General features: G+C 52.9%; 17 protein-coding genes. 15 read left to right on the top strand and 2 right to left on the bottom strand.

Translation table 11 applies throughout. The features are described 5' to 3' along the window. Positions 1 to 33: 33 nt before the first annotated feature. The 10 genes from ACQG22_RS20315 (at position 34) to ACQG22_RS20270 (ending at position 10,558) form a co-directional block, all read left to right on the top strand. A complete protein-coding gene (locus ACQG22_RS20315) occupies positions 34 to 507 on the top strand; it encodes a CPCC family cysteine-rich protein (RefSeq protein WP_243649045.1) in 474 nt (157 codons plus the stop codon). 18 nt (positions 508 to 525) lie between these two features. Further along, entirely contained in the window at positions 526 to 675 is a 150-nt protein-coding gene (locus ACQG22_RS20310; RefSeq protein ID WP_336340594.1) for a hemagglutinin repeat-containing protein, read from the top strand. Between the two features lie 188 nt (positions 676 to 863). After that, positions 864 to 1,592, top strand: a complete 729-nt coding sequence (locus ACQG22_RS20305) for a hypothetical protein (RefSeq protein ID WP_336340593.1) — start codon at positions 864 to 866, stop codon at positions 1,590 to 1,592. A 278-nt stretch (positions 1,593 to 1,870) separates the two neighbouring features. Continuing rightward, positions 1,871 to 2,230 (top strand): DUF6911 family protein, encoded by a 360-nt coding sequence (locus ACQG22_RS20300; RefSeq protein WP_257000223.1) that lies wholly within the window; start codon positions 1,871 to 1,873, stop codon positions 2,228 to 2,230. Between the two features lie 223 nt (positions 2,231 to 2,453). Next, positions 2,454 to 3,083, top strand: a complete 630-nt coding sequence (locus ACQG22_RS20295; protein WP_061771918.1) for a response regulator transcription factor — start codon at positions 2,454 to 2,456, stop codon at positions 3,081 to 3,083. Beyond that, positions 3,080 to 6,268 (top strand): ATP-binding protein, encoded by a 3,189-nt coding sequence (locus ACQG22_RS20290; protein ID WP_369706772.1) that lies wholly within the window; start codon positions 3,080 to 3,082, stop codon positions 6,266 to 6,268. Before ACQG22_RS20295 ends, ACQG22_RS20290 begins: the two co-directional genes overlap by 4 nt. 62 nt (positions 6,269 to 6,330) lie before the next feature. Beyond that, positions 6,331 to 6,759, top strand: a complete 429-nt coding sequence (locus tag ACQG22_RS20285; protein WP_336340588.1) for a DUF1090 domain-containing protein — start codon at positions 6,331 to 6,333, stop codon at positions 6,757 to 6,759. Between the two features lie 105 nt (positions 6,760 to 6,864). Further along, complete coding sequence (locus ACQG22_RS20280; protein ID WP_336340587.1) at positions 6,865 to 8,937, top strand: fimbria/pilus outer membrane usher protein; 2,073 nt, start codon at positions 6,865 to 6,867, stop codon at positions 8,935 to 8,937. A gap of 137 nt (positions 8,938 to 9,074) precedes the next feature. Continuing rightward, positions 9,075 to 9,758, top strand: a complete 684-nt coding sequence (locus ACQG22_RS20275) for an outer membrane protein (RefSeq protein WP_336340586.1) — start codon at positions 9,075 to 9,077, stop codon at positions 9,756 to 9,758. A gap of 260 nt (positions 9,759 to 10,018) precedes the next feature. After that, positions 10,019 to 10,558, top strand: a complete 540-nt coding sequence (locus ACQG22_RS20270) for a serine O-acetyltransferase (protein ID WP_146257248.1) — start codon at positions 10,019 to 10,021, stop codon at positions 10,556 to 10,558. Positions 10,559 to 11,103: 545 nt separating this feature from the next. Here ACQG22_RS20270 and ACQG22_RS20265 read toward each other — a convergent pair. Further along, entirely contained in the window at positions 11,104 to 12,138 is a 1,035-nt protein-coding gene (locus ACQG22_RS20265; RefSeq protein ID WP_063427137.1) for a phage integrase, read from the bottom strand. Then, positions 12,138 to 12,713 carry a phage repressor protein CI gene (locus tag ACQG22_RS20260; RefSeq protein WP_040021848.1) on the bottom strand — a complete coding sequence of 192 codons (576 nt, stop codon included), beginning with the start codon at positions 12,711 to 12,713 and terminating at the stop codon, positions 12,138 to 12,140. The genes ACQG22_RS20265 and ACQG22_RS20260 overlap by 1 nt, the downstream gene beginning before the upstream one ends. Before the next feature lie 132 nt (positions 12,714 to 12,845). Here ACQG22_RS20260 and ACQG22_RS20255 point away from each other — a divergent pair, with 132 nt between their 5' ends. The 5 genes from ACQG22_RS20255 (at position 12,846) to ACQG22_RS20235 (ending at position 15,959) form a co-directional block, all read left to right on the top strand. Then, positions 12,846 to 13,109 carry a hypothetical protein gene (locus ACQG22_RS20255; protein ID WP_014833350.1) on the top strand — a complete coding sequence of 88 codons (264 nt, stop codon included), beginning with the start codon at positions 12,846 to 12,848 and terminating at the stop codon, positions 13,107 to 13,109. 32 nt (positions 13,110 to 13,141) lie between these two features. Further along, entirely contained in the window at positions 13,142 to 13,480 is a 339-nt protein-coding gene (locus ACQG22_RS20250) for a DUF5347 domain-containing protein (protein WP_336340585.1), read from the top strand. A 67-nt stretch (positions 13,481 to 13,547) separates the two neighbouring features. After that, entirely contained in the window at positions 13,548 to 13,775 is a 228-nt protein-coding gene (locus tag ACQG22_RS20245; protein WP_038420649.1) for a DUF2732 family protein, read from the top strand. Next, positions 13,775 to 13,996 (top strand): TraR/DksA family transcriptional regulator, encoded by a 222-nt coding sequence (locus ACQG22_RS20240; RefSeq protein ID WP_023619962.1) that lies wholly within the window; start codon positions 13,775 to 13,777, stop codon positions 13,994 to 13,996. The genes ACQG22_RS20245 and ACQG22_RS20240 overlap by 1 nt, the downstream gene beginning before the upstream one ends. A gap of 1 nt (position 13,997) precedes the next feature. Beyond that, positions 13,998 to 15,959 (top strand): replication endonuclease, encoded by a 1,962-nt coding sequence (locus tag ACQG22_RS20235; protein ID WP_336340584.1) that lies wholly within the window; start codon positions 13,998 to 14,000, stop codon positions 15,957 to 15,959. The last annotated feature ends 44 nt before the right edge of the window (positions 15,960 to 16,003 follow it).

Here is a 16,003-nt window from a genome sequence, read left to right as displayed (position 1 = left end):
TACAATGTTTAAACCAGAGAAAGGTATCGAATATTGGAACAAGCAATGATGAATAATGGCTCTTATCCTTGCCCATGCTGTGCAAATAAGACAATAGATGAGCCGGGTTGTTATGAAATTTGTCCAGTATGTGGATGGGAAGATGACCCTGTGCAATCGGCTGATCCAGATTTTTCTGGCGGGGAAAATTCTCCGAGTTTAAATGAAGCGAAGCGAGCATTTAATGAACAGTACCTGAGACTTTCATTGCAGAGGGCTTTGTTGGGAAACGTTACCCCTAACATTAGAGCCGTTATTACTGAATTATCTGGTAAAAACATTAGCTTACTTTTTTATTTTGAAGGTGAAGTTGATGACGACGATGAAGAGCTTGCATCGGTAATAGAAACGGAAATTATTGCCGATTTTGATGATGATTTTACTGTAGATACAATAGTTCAGCGTCTTGATTATCCACAGAGGATAAAGAATACAAATGGTTTACTGGTATATCTAAGAAAAGAGTAGCAATAAAGATCCCGCCTCTTGCGCCGGGATCTTTCCCTCGACGATTACTACAGCGGTCGGGACGCCAGCCTGAACAGTGCGCAGGTGAGTGGCGATAAAATCGTTGCGGATATCGGACGCGACCTGTGGATGAGTAGCCAGCCAGGACAAAACTGCCGGGCGGCGTGATTTTGGGAGCGGGCAGCAGCAGCAAAAGATTCTCCAAACTGAAGACTGAAGGGGTAATACAAAGGGATTATCCGTATTACGGAAAAAAGTAGTAATAGCGGTTCTGAGCACCTGCTCGGAATCCTTGTGGGATGAGGGCATTATGGTGCCTTCTAAATTAGGATAAAATTTATTAAGGATATTTAAATATGTCAAAAAAATTACTATTAAGTGTTGCTGTAGCATCAATGTTACTGACTGCTTGCTCTGCATTTAACGGCGGTAGTGAATTATTGTCTGATAAGAATAACAGTGACGCTTTAATTAATTCAAAAATAATAGACGGAGAAACAAATGTCTCTTCTTTGTCCAGTGTTATTGGAAAAAAAGATGAATCCCGCTCTGCTTTAAAGAAAACATTCCCTGATGGGAAGCTTTCGGTTGCTTCATATACAGGATTTTTAAACGGCATGACCGGCACTTATGCACATAGAGTTCTTTCAGTAGTCTATGGGTCTGATAATATTGTCATTAATCATGGTATCTTTGTAAAAGATTTACATAATCCTAATAAATATAATCTTGATTATGTAAGTGCCCGTAATTTGGCATTTACAGAATTAGAAAAAGGTAGTGATAAAACGAAAGTAATAAATTTATTAGGTAATCCTGATGGTATGACGTTCACGGATGAGGGTAACCTTCTGCTTATCTATTCTAAAACGGATGTTTCCAGAGATGCCTCATCTTATATCCCAGTGGTTAACATGATAAGTGGGACAGAGTCTGGTGTATCAGAAAGACTCTATATTGAGATGAGTAAAGATGAAAAAGTAAAAAATGTTATTTCAGCTACTGTGCAAATTATTCAGGGAAGAGGTATTGGCAATGCGGATAGTTATAATGAAAAATACGAAAATATTAAAAGTAAGTTCTAGATGGCGTATCAATGTCAAATCATAATCGTAAACGCTAATAGCATTTTGCGATTTTATATTTCTTCATAAATTGACATTCCTGTTAGCCCAGTAATTATTTACTGGGCTGCTCAGTAGCAGAGCATTGATATCGGCGAGCAGATGGCAGGCATAGCCAGAATGCAGGCCATAAAATTCCTAAAATGTGTAATTTGCCAGCGACATCACTTTATCCTGCTCTGGATTGTTCATCTTCCATGTTAAAATACGTAGCAAACAACATTGTTAAAGGACAAACGATGAAAATGAAGCTTTCCCTGTTTTGCGCAAATACAGGTTTAAGTAAAAAGGACTTCCCCTTATGGTCAGATGTTTACGATGCGCTTCATCAGCTCAGGACGAATACGGGAAGCGTTAATATTGTAGATGTTGATAATCAAAAAACGCTCAGCATCCATTCGGATGGTATGCATTTCCTGCTCTCATTAATTGAGGGTAAGGATGATAAAACAAAAATACAAAGCATCCAGACTGCTTGTTTTGAAAGGAAAGAAAGTTCTGTTTCGCCTGTTTTTCTGAGTCATTCTCATGGCCTGACAAGTGATTTCGAGTTTGTGACTGAGGTTTCCAGAACCTTTTTCATCACAGGACAGGTTTAGCGTTTTGCTGCATGAAACCAACCCTGTTATATCCGGCATTTAAATTCCAAACCCATTTATTTAAATCATTATGCCTAATGAAAAGTAGGTTGTGGTCGTGTATTTCGTATTTTTTCTGAATTATTCTCAAACCAGACAAACCTTGTCCTGATTCAACACGTGGTAGGCTATGGTGTATAGCGTGTAATGGAGCCGTTAATGCCTCAGGAAAGAATAAACACCAATGACAAAAATACTGCTTGTGGATGACCATCCGGCAATCTGCTTTGCGCTCAAGGTGCTGCTGGAAAAGAATCCGGATTTTATCGTGACGACATCTTCCGGCGAGAACCTGCTGGCGCTGCTGCATCGGGAACAGCCGTCACTGCTGATCCTCGATCTGGAACTCAAAAACGCCGACGGGCTGGATCTTCTTCCGCGTATCAAGCACCACTTCCCTGCGCTCAGGGTGCTGGTGTATACCAACCAGCCTGCGGGGATCTACGCACTGCGTACGCTGAAGGCCGGGGCGAGCGGGTTTATCAATAAAAGCCTGGCGCTGGAGCGCGTCGAGCCGGTTTGCCAGCTGCTGCTGGACGGCTATCACTGTTTCCCGGAAGAGACGTTCACGAAAATCGTCGAGGCTACTGAAATACAACATGATACCCGGGCGCTGCTGGCGAGTTTCTCCGATCGTGAAATCGCGGTGCTGAACTATCTGAAGCAGGGCAAAAGCAACAAGGAGATTGCCGACCGGCTGGCGCTCAGCAACAAAACCATCAGCACCTATAAGGCGCGAATGATGAAAAAAAGCGGCTTTGCGCATTTTGAACAACTTTTCGATCTTATTGATACTTCAGAGCCAGAGACGTGAGAGCCGTTACCTTTATCCTGCTTTTTTGTATTGCCTTTACCGTGTGCGCCGCGCAACAGGAGGAATCCCTTCGCCTGCTGGCGCGTAGCCATGAAAAGGTGATCGAACCGGGACTCAGCGGCAGCGAATGGCGCTGGGTGCGCGAACACCGCAAAATCCGTCTGGCGGTCTGGGAGCCGATGATGCCCCCTTACGACATCACCACCGGGCTGAATGATTACGGTGGTATCAATGCGGATTTCACCGGGCTGGTGGCGGAAAACCTCGGCCTGGAGATCGAGGTGGTGCGTTATCCCACCTATGAGGATGCCTTGTCAGCATTGCGGGCAGGCAAGGCGGATTTTATGCCTCAGGCAGGGGATAGCCAGCAACAACAGGGGCTGATGCTGAGTGTGCCCTACAGCGACAACATCCCGGTTGAAGTGGTGAATACCGATGCCTCGCCCGATGAGCCGGTGAAAAGGATCGCCGTTTCGCCTGTCTACAGCAGCAGCGACGTGCTGGCCCGTTATCCGGGGGCTGACATTGTGAATTTCTCCTCCACGCGACATGCGCTGGAGGCGCTGGCGTTTCGCGAAATCGATCTGTTCTTCAGCGATGCGATCACCGCGCGCTATCTGGCGAGTCAGTCCAATTTAAGCAATCTCAGCATTCGTCCGGTGGCGGACACGTTCGAGGCGTCGGGATTCTCGTTCGCCGCGATGCCAAAGATGGCGGTCTGGATCGCGATCCTCAACAAGATGCTGACGGCGCTGCCGGAAAACGCGGGGGTGGAGATCCACCGTCGCTGGAGCGGGGGGATCCCGCTCTCCCTGAGCGAAGAGCCACCGCGTTACACCTCGCTCGAACATAAATGGATCAAAGAACATTCCCGGATCCGCGTCGCGGTGGCGCAGGATAACGCCCCCATTGCCTTTTTCAACGAGCGCGGGCAACTGCGCGGCATCCTGGCGGATCTGCTGACCGCGCTCCGCCTGCGTACCGGGTTCACCTTTGAAATCCGCCGTTATCCCAGCCAGGCCGCCGCTTTCAGAGCTATAAATCGCGGAGAGGCCGAGCTGATTGCAGGCGTCACGCAGGAGGGGATCTGGCAGGCGGATCTCCTCACCACCCGAACCTGGTTGTATAACTCCTGGGTTATGGTTGGACGTGCGCTCCCGGGGAAGGAGGCGCTTCAGCCCCGCGTGGTGAGCCTGCGTGGTGAAGCGCCTGATGACTGGCTTGGCCGACAAAATAGCGGCCAGACGGCGAAGGTCGATACCTGGTGGCAGGGTTTTAACAGCGTGGTGAAGGATCAAAACGACATGATGGTGGTGCCGCTGATCATTGCCAACGCCCAGCTCACCCGCAAAGAATTTGCCTCACTGAAAATTCTCGCCAGCATCGATGCCGAACCGTTGCGCTTTGCCTTTGGCGCATCGCGGCAGGCCTGGCCGCTGATCACCATTCTGAATAAAGCGCTGATCAACATCCCGCCGGAAGATCTCCACGCCCTGACGCGCGGCAGCAATACGGGCAATGCGTTTGCCTCTGTGTCGATGACGGCGCTGTCGATTACGTGGATGGTGACGTTCACCGCCGCCGGTCTGGCCTTGCTGGCGCTGGTGGCCGGGTGGATCTACCATCGGCGGCGCATCCAACAGGCGCGCATCCGCAAGCTTATTCAGACGCTGCGTGCGGCGAAACAGCGCGCAGAGCGAGCCCGTCGGGGAAAAAGCGCCTTTCTGGCGACCATGAGCCATGAAATTCGCACGCCCGTCAGCGCCATTATCGGCATGCTGGAGCTGGTGATGAAACGTCCCGACCATGCCCCGCAAAACCCGCAGTCGATACGGGTCGCCTGGGACGCAGCGCAGTCGCTGTTGCTGCTTATCGGGAATATCCTGGATGTGGAGCGTATTGCGTCCGGCCGTCTGGTGCTCCGCCCGGAGCGCGCCTCGCTTCGAAACCTGATTGAAGGAACGGTGTCGCAGTTTGAGGGGCTGGCGGCGCAGAAATCATTGAAGCTGCTGCTGGAAATGGATACCGCCCTGAAAGGGGACATATTGATCGATGTGATGCGTTTTCGTCAGATCGTCACCAACCTGCTGGGTAACGCCATTAAATTCACCGACCACGGTCAGGTGATGCTGCGGGCGCAGCCGCAATGGCAGAACGGCGAGTTTATGCTGCTGGAGCTGACAATAGCAGACACCGGCGAGGGGATTGATATCGCGACGCAACAGCGTCTGTTCCAGCCTTTTAGTCAGGGTGAGAGCCGTACCCGGGCGCAGGGCAGCGGGCTGGGGCTCTATATTTGCCGCCAGCTCGCGGACATGATGGATGGGGATCTCACGCTGAATAGCGTGCCGGGAGAGGGGACAACGGTCACGGTGACGCTCAGGCTGCCCGTCATGGCCGCACTGCCAGAGAAAGAGACTAAAGCTTGTGTGCCACCCGGCAAACGCGCAGCCTTGACCATCATGGTGGTAGACGATAATCCGGTCGGGCGGATGCTGCTTACCCAGCAGCTTGAGTGGCTGGGGCATGTGGTCACCCAGCACGACAGCCCGGCAAAGCTGCTTGAGAGCCTGGCAATCCGACAGCCGGACGCGGTGATCACCGACTGCAACATGCCCGAGATGAATGGCTATGCCCTGTCGCGCATCATCAATGAATATTACCCCTGTGTCACGGTGTTTGGCATGACGGCGGACGCGCGTGAATCCGTGCGGGATGAGGCGCGGGAAGCAGGCATGCGCGACTGTATCTTCAAGCCGGTCACGCTGGTTGCGCTGGAAAATCTGCTTGCCCCTCTGACCCCCTCCGGTAAATCGCCGGTTGCTTCGCCATATTCCATCACGCTACCCCCAGCACTGCTGGACGGTGAGCATCTGGCAACGTTTCTGGATTTGCAGATAACCGTGCTGGAGGAGACGCTGGGCGATATTGCGCTGTGGCGAAAGGACCCCGGTACACCCTTGAAGGACGCGCTGCACCGACTGCGGGGCGGTATTCAACTGCTCGGTATGCCAGCGCTTGAGGCGCGCTGTCTGGAGCAGGAGCGGGCTGCCGACAGCGGCGGCATCCGTCAGCTTGAGGAGGATATTCAGGCATTAAGGGCCGCATTGCAGCGCTGGCGCGAGACGGGACTACAACCGGGCGAGACCGTCCTACAGCAGAATGAGGACGGGCGTACAGCGTAAGCTTCCCGTCCGCCGGGGTACTCTTTTATTCGAGGACGTTCACATATAAAGGAGATATCCCGATGAAAAAACTCGTATCCGCCCTGGCCGTTATTGCCTCTGTTGGTATGTTCACCTCCGCCCAGGCGGCAGAAAGCTGCTCTGCCAAAGCCGCGGCACTGGAAAAAGAGATCCGTATCGCCCAGCAGTACGGTAATACCTACAAGGTCAACGGCCTGAAAAAAGCGCTGGCTGAAGTGAAAGCGCACTGCACCCCGGCAAGCGTACAGGCTGACGCGCAAAAAGAGGTGAAGAAGCTGGAGAAGAAACTGGCCGAGAAGCGCGAAGATATTGCCGAGGTTCAGGCCGATCTGCGTGAAGCGAAAGCCAAAGGCGACAGCAAGAAAGTGGCGAAATACCAACGCAAACTGGCTGAAAAACAGAGCGATCTGAGCAGCATTCAGCAAGATCTGAGCCGCGCACGCGCCGCGCTTGCCTCCCTGCAGAAATAACGCTTTTTTGTAAAACAGGTGAGGGGGCGTGAGCCTCCTCACCTTTTTGCGCTGCCTGCCATCATGATGCGAATCCGTCTTCTCTTTTTTATGCTGCTGTTCGCCATGGCAGAAAGTCGTGCGGTAAGCCAAAAGACGTGGGTGATCCTCAATAACCTCTATAAAGGGGCGATTTCGTTTGAGGTGTCAGCCTCAGGGCCTTGCCTTAGCCAGCCGTTGATGGAGGAGTGGGGCGTACGTGACACGGTGCTTGCGCGTCTGGTCTGGGATGCCAAAGGGTGCCTGACACCACAGTCTGCAGAGCAGTTTAACCTCAAGTACTGGTACCGCCCGCAGGCGCAACTGCTGACGCTTCTGTTCCCGACAGACGCCATTAGCCCGCAGCAGAACGGCGTCAGCACCAGCCGCTGGGATGATGGCATCAACGCGCTGTTTATCAACTACCGTCTGGATGCGGATAACAGCCAGGCGCAGTATTACTGGGAGCGTTCCGGTACTGACGCCACGCTGAGCCTGGACAACGGCCTTAATGTGGGCCCCTGGCGTTTGCGTTATCAAAACACTTTCTGGCATGAAAAAGAGGGACAACACGGTTCGTACACCAATGCGATGTCGCTCTGGCGCAGCATCACGCCGCTGCGTTCGCGTGTGACGCTGGGCGACGGCAATACCTCTTCAAATATGTTCGACAGCCTGGCGTTTCGCGGTGCATCGCTCGCCAGTGACGAGGCGATGTACCCTGATAGCTGGCGACCCTATTCGCCGTGGATCAACGGCTATGCCCGCACAGAGGCGGAAGTCACCATTCACCAGAACGGGGTACGTGTTTACCGTATTCACGTCCCGCCCGGGCCGTTTACCATTCGCGATTTTTATCCACCGGACCCGGACGGCAACCTGGAGCTGACGGTGCAGGAGAGCGACGGTACGGAGCGTACCCGCCTGCTGCCTTATTCCAGCATGCCCAATCTGGTGCATCACGGGCTCTTTAGCTACGAACTGGCCGCCGGTCGGTATAAGCCTTTTCACGGTATCGACAGGGACAAGGATCGCTTCTGGCAGAGTACGTTCTCGTGGGGAGTTGCCCCGCAGGTCACCGTGTTTGCCGGGTTGCAGCAAGGGGAGCACTATTTCAGCCAGGTCGCGGGTTTTGGCGCTAACCTCGGGCGGTGGGGGGCGTTTTCCGCAGATGTCAGCGCGGCTCGCTATACGCAAGAGGCGGAGACGCAACGGGGTAAGGTGTGGCGTCTGCGCTATGCCAAAGCGTTCTTTACAACCGAAACCAGCCTCACTGCCCAGCTCCAGTGGTATCCACGTAATGAACATTACCGGTCGCTGGAAGAAAAAATCACGCGGGCGGAGCTGCTGAGATACGGCTGGGACGATGACGTCACCCGGCGGGCGCTGCGCGGGCAGCTGGAGCTTAACCAGAATCTTGGCGAGGACGCCAGCCTGAGCCTGTCGTGGCACGGGTTGAAGTCACGTGAACCTGACGCAGGCAGCATGGGGGTGACGCTGAGCCTGGATGCGACCTTACAGAACGTGGATGTCAGCCTGTACGGCGGTTATGAACGCTACGGTAAAAACCCGGATGAAACCACCGTGGGTTTCAACATCAGTGTGCCTTTATCCCTTTGGGGGACGACGAGTAATGTCGGCTATATCACCGAGCTCGCCAGCCGGGGGGAAGATAGTCATGGAGTGAATGTGTACGGTTCGGCGTTGAGTGATTACAGCCTGCGTTACGATCTGCAGGCGACGCATACCCTACACCGCAATGATGAGTTGTCTGCGAGCCTGGGCTATCAGTACAACGCGGGCGAGCTGAACCTCAGTATGGTACGCGGGGGAACGCGCCGTGATTATCATGCCGACACCAGCGGCAGCATTCTGGTACACGCAGGCGGCGTGACGCTTGGCCAACAGCTCGGCAGCACCGCTGCGCTGGTGGACGTGCCGGACTCGCCGGGCATTGGCTTCTATAACCAGTTTGGCTCCACAACCAATGCCAGAGGCGAGCTGCTGGTGAGTTACTTAACGCCGTGGCGCGGGAACCGCATTACGGTCGATAGCCTGAGCTTGCCGGAAAACACCGCGCTGGATGTGACGGAACTGGAATCGGTGCCCACCGATGGCGCGATTGTTCTGCTGCGTTTTCCCCAACCAGTAACCGATTGAAATTAAAATAAACAGGACAAAAAGCGAGACAAATCCCTACGTAAAATTACCAGGTAAAACGCGTATTCATCCTAATAGTTTGCCCTTTCGGGACTGCTTATGATTCGTCTCACTGACTGTTTTTCAATGGAGTGTAGATGAAGACGAAAGCAATTTTAATCGCCCTGCCTGTGGCGATGATCCCGGCTACCGTTCTGGCGGCAAATACGGAAGAAGGGTATTACGGTTCGGCAAAATACCTGCAGATTGAACAGCGTGCGAAAGAGATGGATACCAGCGCGCGTCCGGGTGTCGGACAGTTTGTGGGTGGTAAAGAGAAAGAGCATTTTGGCGGCGCGGCGATTGCCGCAGGCTACCAGTTCGGTAACGGCTGGCGTACCGAAGGGGAATACACCTTTAAACAAAAGACGGAGTACACCAGCGGCTCCAGCACATTCGCGAACAGCTTTAACCACCTGCAGACCGAAACTGAACGACTGATGTTGAATGTCTACCGCGATTATGAACTCGGTTACGGTGTCTCTGTTTACGGAACCGCAGGGCTTGGCGTGAGCAAGATCAAAGCGGGCGGCTGGCAGGGTAACGCCGGACGTGAATACGCCTCGACCACTCAAAGCAACCTGACCTACGCGTTAGGAGCGGGCGTAAGCTACACGCCGGTTGAACGTCTATATGTCGATCTGGGCTATCGCTATATCGATATGGGCAAGATCGAAAGCGGATATAACAATTTTACTAACGCGCGCGGCTTAAAAGACGAGCAGATGAAAGCGCATATTGTCTCTAACGAATTTACGCTGGGTATGCGTTACGTGTTTTAACCTGTTGTGACCGTCACTGCTTTAAAACAGGGCCAACACCGTGGGAGTGCGGGGTTGGCTTTTTTATTGCGCAGGTGTGGCATGTTGATTGCCCGAGCCAGATCAGTAACCGTTGCGGATGATGAGATCGGTGAAGACCGCCTGGCCTTTTTCAGTATAACTCACTCATTTTGCAGACCTGCAGTAAATATTGATATAATCGCTTGACTTGACGTCCGGCGAACTTGATTAGCAAGTCTAAAAAAAGAGATTTTTATTTGATGAAATTTTCACAGCTAAAACGATTCTGGCATGTAGAGATTATTGGTCTTGAAAAAAAATTTTCTTTTCTGCGCCTAATGACACGCCTAAGGAACAAACCGGGTTTGAAATATGTTTTTTGGTGGCGACTGGCAAGTTATTTGTATGAGAACGGCCACCGCCGCATGGCTTATCGTGTCCACTCACGCATCAAAAGTAAATTTGCTTGCGATATTATGCTCGGTGCAACTATCGGTGAAGGGCTAACTATCGCTCATCATATTGGTATAGTAGTGACAAAGCGAGTGCATGCAGGAAAAAATATGAAACTTACCCAAAATTCTGTTATTGGAAGCAGTGGAAAAGGTACACAGGGTAAGATCGTCATTGGGAATAACTTTTATCTGGGATCGAATAGCTGCATAATCGGCGACGATCTGAAAATTGGCGATAATGTTACTATTGGCGCAATGACTTTCATCAATAAAGATCTCCCGGATAACTGCCGTGTTTATACAAAAAAAGTAACAGAGATTGTAAGCGTGTCGGTATCAGAGTAAAGCAGAGTGGGAGTAATGATTGTTTCACTAGCTTGCTCGGTTGAAGTAGATTAAACCCGCAGGAGCGGGTTTTTGTCTCGTTGACCTATAACCCATTCCTTTCTCCATCTCATTTTTATCACCAACCCGCGTAAGCGCATGCTGGATTATATAAAATCAAAACTGGAACGCATATCTATGTTTTCAAGTCAGTCTGCGCGCAACTTGTTCGGAATCATATTTTAAGTATTTTCATGGTAGTGAGTAACATTGTCTGGTTTATCCTTGTTGACATAAGAAAACTTCTTTTTCCCTTTAAGTTTTCGGGGAGTTAAAAGTCAAAAAAGCGCGAAATGCATCTTTGGGGCTAAACCCTGCACAAAATGCGATGACTTTGCTTAACGTTGATAGCAAATAGTAGGGATTAAACGGCAATAATTTCAATTTGGTATTCGCATCTGGACTTGAACCAGCGCCCAGGCGATTATGAGTTCCTACCAGAACAACCAAAAATCAATGCATTGTATTATTTATCACTGACATAGATTGCCACTGTTTGCCAATGATTACCCATTATTCGCCATCTCCACCGCCACTTTATCGCCACTCACCGCCAGCGGGTTGAGCTTAACGGCATCCTCTAAATGATCAGGTGCAAAGTGTGCATACCGCATAGTCATTTTAATATCCGTATGCCCAAGCACCCGCTGCAGGACCAGGATATTCCCACCATTCATCATAAAGTGGCTGGCAAAAGTATGGCGCAGCACGTGGGTCAATTGCCCGGCGGGTAACTCGATACCTGTCCGCTGCAGCGCAGAGCGGAACGCACCATAGCAATCACTGAACAAACGGCCATTTTTGTTATCAGGCAGAGCGTCATACAGGGCTTTGCTGACAGGGACGGTGCGGTTTTTTCGCCCTTTGGTATTGATATAGGTGATTTTGTACTTCGACAGCTGGCTTTTTTTGAGCCCTTCGGCCTCAGACCAGCGTGCGCCCGTGGCGAGACAAATCCTGACCACGTTTTCCAGATCCGGGTTGTCATGACGCCGACACTCGGCCAGTAACCGGGCGATTTGCTCCTGCGTCAGCCAGGCCATTTCCATCTCTTCCGTACGGAAAGGGCGCATATTTTTCAGCGGATTTTCGCCTTTCCATTCCCCCAGACGATTCAGCTCGTTGAATACCGCCCGGAAGTAGGCCAGCTCAAGGTTAAGCGTGCGGGGGGAAACTTCTTTTACCCGGGCAGAACGGGCGTATTCACCTTTCAGCCGCTTTTCCCGGTAGCGGGAAAACATCTGCGCATCGAAATCCCTCGCGAGCGGTTCGCCCATACACTCAAAGGCATGGTGCATCGCCAGCTGGCGTTTAAGACCGTCTTTCAACGTAATGCCGTGAGCGCTATACCAGGCATCAATCAGCGCTTTTAAGGTGCGGCGGTCCTCTTTTTCTTCCTGCCACGGGTTTTGAACGGTGTACTGTTCAAAGGCCAGCGCTTCGCCTTTGGTGGCGAATTTCTTTCTGATGCGCTTACCCTTTGCCCCGTTGGGGTAGATCTCGCAAAGCCAGCCACCGGCAGGATTTTTACGGACCGCCATCAGTTAACCTCGCTGTAGACACCCACCACACGGCCAATCGTTTTTATCTCCTCGATACCGCATTCAAATGGGATCTTTCCGCCCGCGACGTGGAGTTTTTTACCCGGCAGGAGCGTCAGCTCGCGGATGCTGGTGGTGCCTTCAATCTCAACCAGCCACAGCCCGTCGGTTAACGATGCGTCTTTTTCAACAAAGTGAAGTTTTCCCTCAGCCCGGACGGCGATGCCGCGGGTGAGTTGTTTACTGAAGAAATGGGAGTCGATACTCAAAGTAGTATTTTCTTCCAGTCGACCATCACTAAGAGTGAATGATGCGACAGATACAGGATCGCCCGGCGCAGGCTGACCTTCAAACTGAGCACCTTGCCCGGTCATCAGCCAGCGCAGGCTGGCGCCCGTATCCAGGGCGCACTGCACGGCGAAGTCATAAGAGATAGTGCCGCGTGCGTAGCGGTTCTGCAGCGAGCTGGCGGCAATATTGAAGTGCCGGGCAAGCTGGATTTTTTGCGTAAAACCATATACCTGACAGATTCTATCGAGCAACTCTTCATTATTCACTTGAGAATCTAAAATCAAAATATATTCCTTTGGGTGTTTACTAATACTCAATTGGGTATTAGTATCATTGCAAATTCGGGCAATCAGCGGCAGACGTTGGCAAACAGAGGCTAAAGATTGCAGTCATTATCAAAATGGGAATCATGCAACATGGCTTCTGAAATCGCAATCATCAAAGTGCCAGCCCCTGTGGTGACGCTGCAGCAATTCGCCGCGCTGGAAGGTGTTTCTGAACGTACTGCCTACCGCTGGACGACAGGCGATAACCCCCGGGTCCCTATTGAGCCGCGCACTATCCGCAAGGGCTGCAAAAAAGCAGGTGGCCCCATCCGTATCTATTACGCGCGCTGGAAAGAGGAGCAGCTACGTAAGGCGTTAGGCCATTCCCGCTTCCAGCTTGTTATCGGTGAATAATTCACGTTGCGGGAAACGAAGCGAGGGGCGATATGGCGATAGAAGCTGCTCAGGCAGGCGTTCCGCTCAGCGTCGGGGCGCGTCTGTCCGGACTTAACCACGTGGCCGAACTGCGCGCCAGATTCTGGGGCAATAGCGAGAAAGAGCTGACGCGGTTTTTTGCAGAGCTGCGTGATAAGCGCGATCCCTGTTTTGAAGAGAACACCCGCGCGCTGGCCGCCATCTTCTTCCTGGCGAAATTACCCGCTACCCGTCATGCGTGCGAGGTCGGTGAACTGACGACTGACGAGAAAAGGGCGCTGATTACCGCCATGAACCATTTTCGTGCAGTCGTGAGCTTATTTCCCGAACGGCTGACCATGCCGATGTAACCCCAACCAAACGTAATGGCGTAAACCCGCCGGGCATTCTATTGCCTGAATTTAAGGAGAACGAGTAATGCGAAATAGCGAAAACCGCACGTCCCCGATCGAGGGAGACAAACTGGTACGTCTGCTGGCGCAAGCGAAGACCGAGGAGCGAAGAGCACGTGCGCTCGCGGTTTCACAGCGCCTTGAGGCGCTGGCCAGCCACATTTACAAAACCGGCATGAGCGGTGAAGACGTGGCTGAACTGCTGTGTCACGAAGCGGCCCGTTACGAGCGTGAATCCCAGGAGCTGCACTGATGGCGGATTTTATCGATCTGGTGCAGGAGCGTGAACTGGCAGAACGCGAGCGCCACATTAACAGCGCGCGCCGTCGACCTGTGTCGCCATCGCGTTTGCTCTGCGAAGCGTGCGACGCCCCGATCCCCGAGGCACGCCGTATTGCCGTCCCCGGCGTGGCCATGTGCGTTACCTGCCAGGAAATGACGGAGCTGAAAAACAAACACTATCGGGGAGGGTGAATTGGCTATCTCCTGTGCTTATCCGTGGAATGCGCCACGGACGGCCATTGTCAGCCCCTATCTCACACACTCTCAACTGCAGCGTCGCGATCGTCTGTTCGCGGCGCTGCTGCAAGCCAGAAAAGCCCTCTCTTTGCAGCCTGAATGTGTCCGTTCCGAAGTGTGGCGGATGGTTGACGCCATCGAACAACAGCAGGGCACACCGCGAGCCAATGCGTTTCTGATCCGCTTCTGTAAAGGGGGATTACCCCGCCTGCAGCGGGTTGCTGAGCAATATAGCCGGGTCGGCGTGCACGAGAGCGTCTCCGCGGCGGTTTTTGATGGCCACTTCGACACGCCGCTGCGGCAATACCTTGCCTCGCGGATGGTTGATATGGTCGTCCGCTTCAACCGCCTTCCGGATATGTCCCGTGCGGATATCGATCTGCTGGGGGCTGACATCGCCCGCTTTATTCGCGCCGAGCTGGCAAATATGGACGATGCCGGCATGGGTGAATATCAAACGCTGCATGCCTGGTATCAGCTCGCCGGTGTCATTACCCGTCAGTTCAACGTGCTCCCTCCCCACTGGGAGCGCGTGTCCAAAACCGTCTTCTGCAAAGAGGACGTTGCCCCGGCGGTGATCCGGATGTTTTCAGAGGCCTGGTGGCGCGGTCGTCTGCGTCGGATGGCGGCCGCCTGGCGGGAGCATCTGCAGATCGCCATCGGTCACGTCAGCAAAAAGAAATCTGCCTATGCGAGCAAACGGTGCATCGCCGAGTGGCGCGAGCAGAAGCGCCGTACGCGTGAGTTCCTGAAGGGGCTGGAGCTTGAAGATGAAGAGGGTAACCGTATCAGTCTGATCGAAAAATACGATGGCTCGGTGGCCAACCCCGCAATACGTCGCTGTGAACTGATGACCCGCATTCGCGGGTTTGAAAATATCTGCCATGAGCTGGGCTATGCAGGCGAGTTCTACACCTTAACCGCCCCCGCGAAGTATCACGCGACCGTGCAGGCCGGTTACCGTAACGGCAAGTGGAACGGCGCCAGCCCGGCAGACACGCAACATTATCTCAACCGACTCTGGGCGCGTATCCGGGCGAAGCTGCACCGGGAAGGGATTCGTATTTTCGGGATCCGGGTTGCTGAACCTCATCATGACGGTACGCCCCACTGGCATATGCTGGTGTTCATGCGGCCGGAGGATACCGGGCGGGTTCGACGCATCATGAATGACTATGCCTGCGAAGAGGATGCCTTCGAGTTACAACGCGACAGGGCAAAAAAAGCCCGTTTTCATGCCGAAGCCATTGACCCGGAGAAGGGCAGCGCTACCGGCTATATCGCCAAATACATCGCGAAGAATATCGATGGCTATGCGCTTGATGGCGAAACTGATGATGAAAATGGCGAGCTGTTGAAAGAGACCGCTCCCGCCGTTTCCGCCTGGGCGGCCCGCTGGCACATCCGTCAGTTTCAGTTTATTGGCGGTGCGCCGGTGACGGTCTACCGGGAGTTGCGCCGTCTCGCCGACCGCGAGACGGCGCATGGCCTGAGCGTGGAGTTTGCCGCCGTGCATGACGCGGCGGACGCCGGAGACTGGGCGGGGTATGTGAACGCCCAGGGCGGGCCGTTTGTCCGTCGTGACGATCTGCAGGTACGTACGCTCTACGAATCGAAGGAAGAATATAACCAGTACGGCGAGGAAACCGTCTGTATCCGCGGGGTCTATGATGCGGCCATTGGGGCCGGGTCACCGGTTTTAACGCGCCTCAAACAGTGGAAGATTGTACCGAAGCGGGCCGTTGACCTTAAGGGCGCCACCGCGCCCTCTTGGAGTTCTGTCAATAACTGTACGGCGGGTGATTTTACTCATCTGCACCGACACCGCGAGTTGCCCCCGCCCTACCTGGATAAGGCCAGTTCAATCCTTGAACGTACCGGGCATTTAAGGCATCAGGTCGCCGGAAGTATGCGCTAATCTCCATCGATATCATGCACATACCGCAAACAGGTCTGATTTTT

Source organism: Enterobacter cloacae complex sp. 309I3 (assembly GCF_050031595.1).
GTDB lineage: Bacteria > Pseudomonadota > Gammaproteobacteria > Enterobacterales > Enterobacteriaceae > Enterobacter > Enterobacter cloacae.
The sequence above is the reverse complement of the archived record's forward strand: the minus strand, read 5'-3'. Positions and strand labels throughout refer to the sequence as shown.

Excerpts from the sequence above, each read along its gene's own strand:
- ACQG22_RS20305 (WP_336340593.1), top strand. The coding sequence starts at position 864 with ATGTCAAAAAAATTACTATTAAGTGTTGCTGTAGCATCAATGTTACTG.
- ACQG22_RS20300 (WP_257000223.1), top strand. The coding sequence starts at position 1,871 with ATGAAAATGAAGCTTTCCCTGTTTTGCGCAAATACAGGTTTAAGTAAA.
- ACQG22_RS20295 (WP_061771918.1), top strand. The coding sequence starts at position 2,454 with ATGACAAAAATACTGCTTGTGGATGACCATCCGGCAATCTGCTTTGCG.
- ACQG22_RS20285 (WP_336340588.1), top strand. The coding sequence starts at position 6,331 with ATGAAAAAACTCGTATCCGCCCTGGCCGTTATTGCCTCTGTTGGTATG.
- ACQG22_RS20280 (WP_336340587.1), top strand. The coding sequence starts at position 6,865 with ATGGCAGAAAGTCGTGCGGTAAGCCAAAAGACGTGGGTGATCCTCAAT.
- ACQG22_RS20275 (WP_336340586.1), top strand. The coding sequence starts at position 9,075 with ATGAAGACGAAAGCAATTTTAATCGCCCTGCCTGTGGCGATGATCCCG.
- ACQG22_RS20270 (WP_146257248.1), top strand. The coding sequence starts at position 10,019 with ATGAAATTTTCACAGCTAAAACGATTCTGGCATGTAGAGATTATTGGT.
- ACQG22_RS20265 (WP_063427137.1), bottom strand. The coding sequence starts at position 12,138 with ATGGCGGTCCGTAAAAATCCTGCCGGTGGCTGGCTTTGCGAGATCTAC.
- ACQG22_RS20255 (WP_014833350.1), top strand. The coding sequence starts at position 12,846 with ATGGCTTCTGAAATCGCAATCATCAAAGTGCCAGCCCCTGTGGTGACG.
- ACQG22_RS20250 (WP_336340585.1), top strand. The coding sequence starts at position 13,142 with ATGGCGATAGAAGCTGCTCAGGCAGGCGTTCCGCTCAGCGTCGGGGCG.
- ACQG22_RS20245 (WP_038420649.1), top strand. The coding sequence starts at position 13,548 with ATGCGAAATAGCGAAAACCGCACGTCCCCGATCGAGGGAGACAAACTG.
- ACQG22_RS20240 (WP_023619962.1), top strand. The coding sequence starts at position 13,775 with ATGGCGGATTTTATCGATCTGGTGCAGGAGCGTGAACTGGCAGAACGC.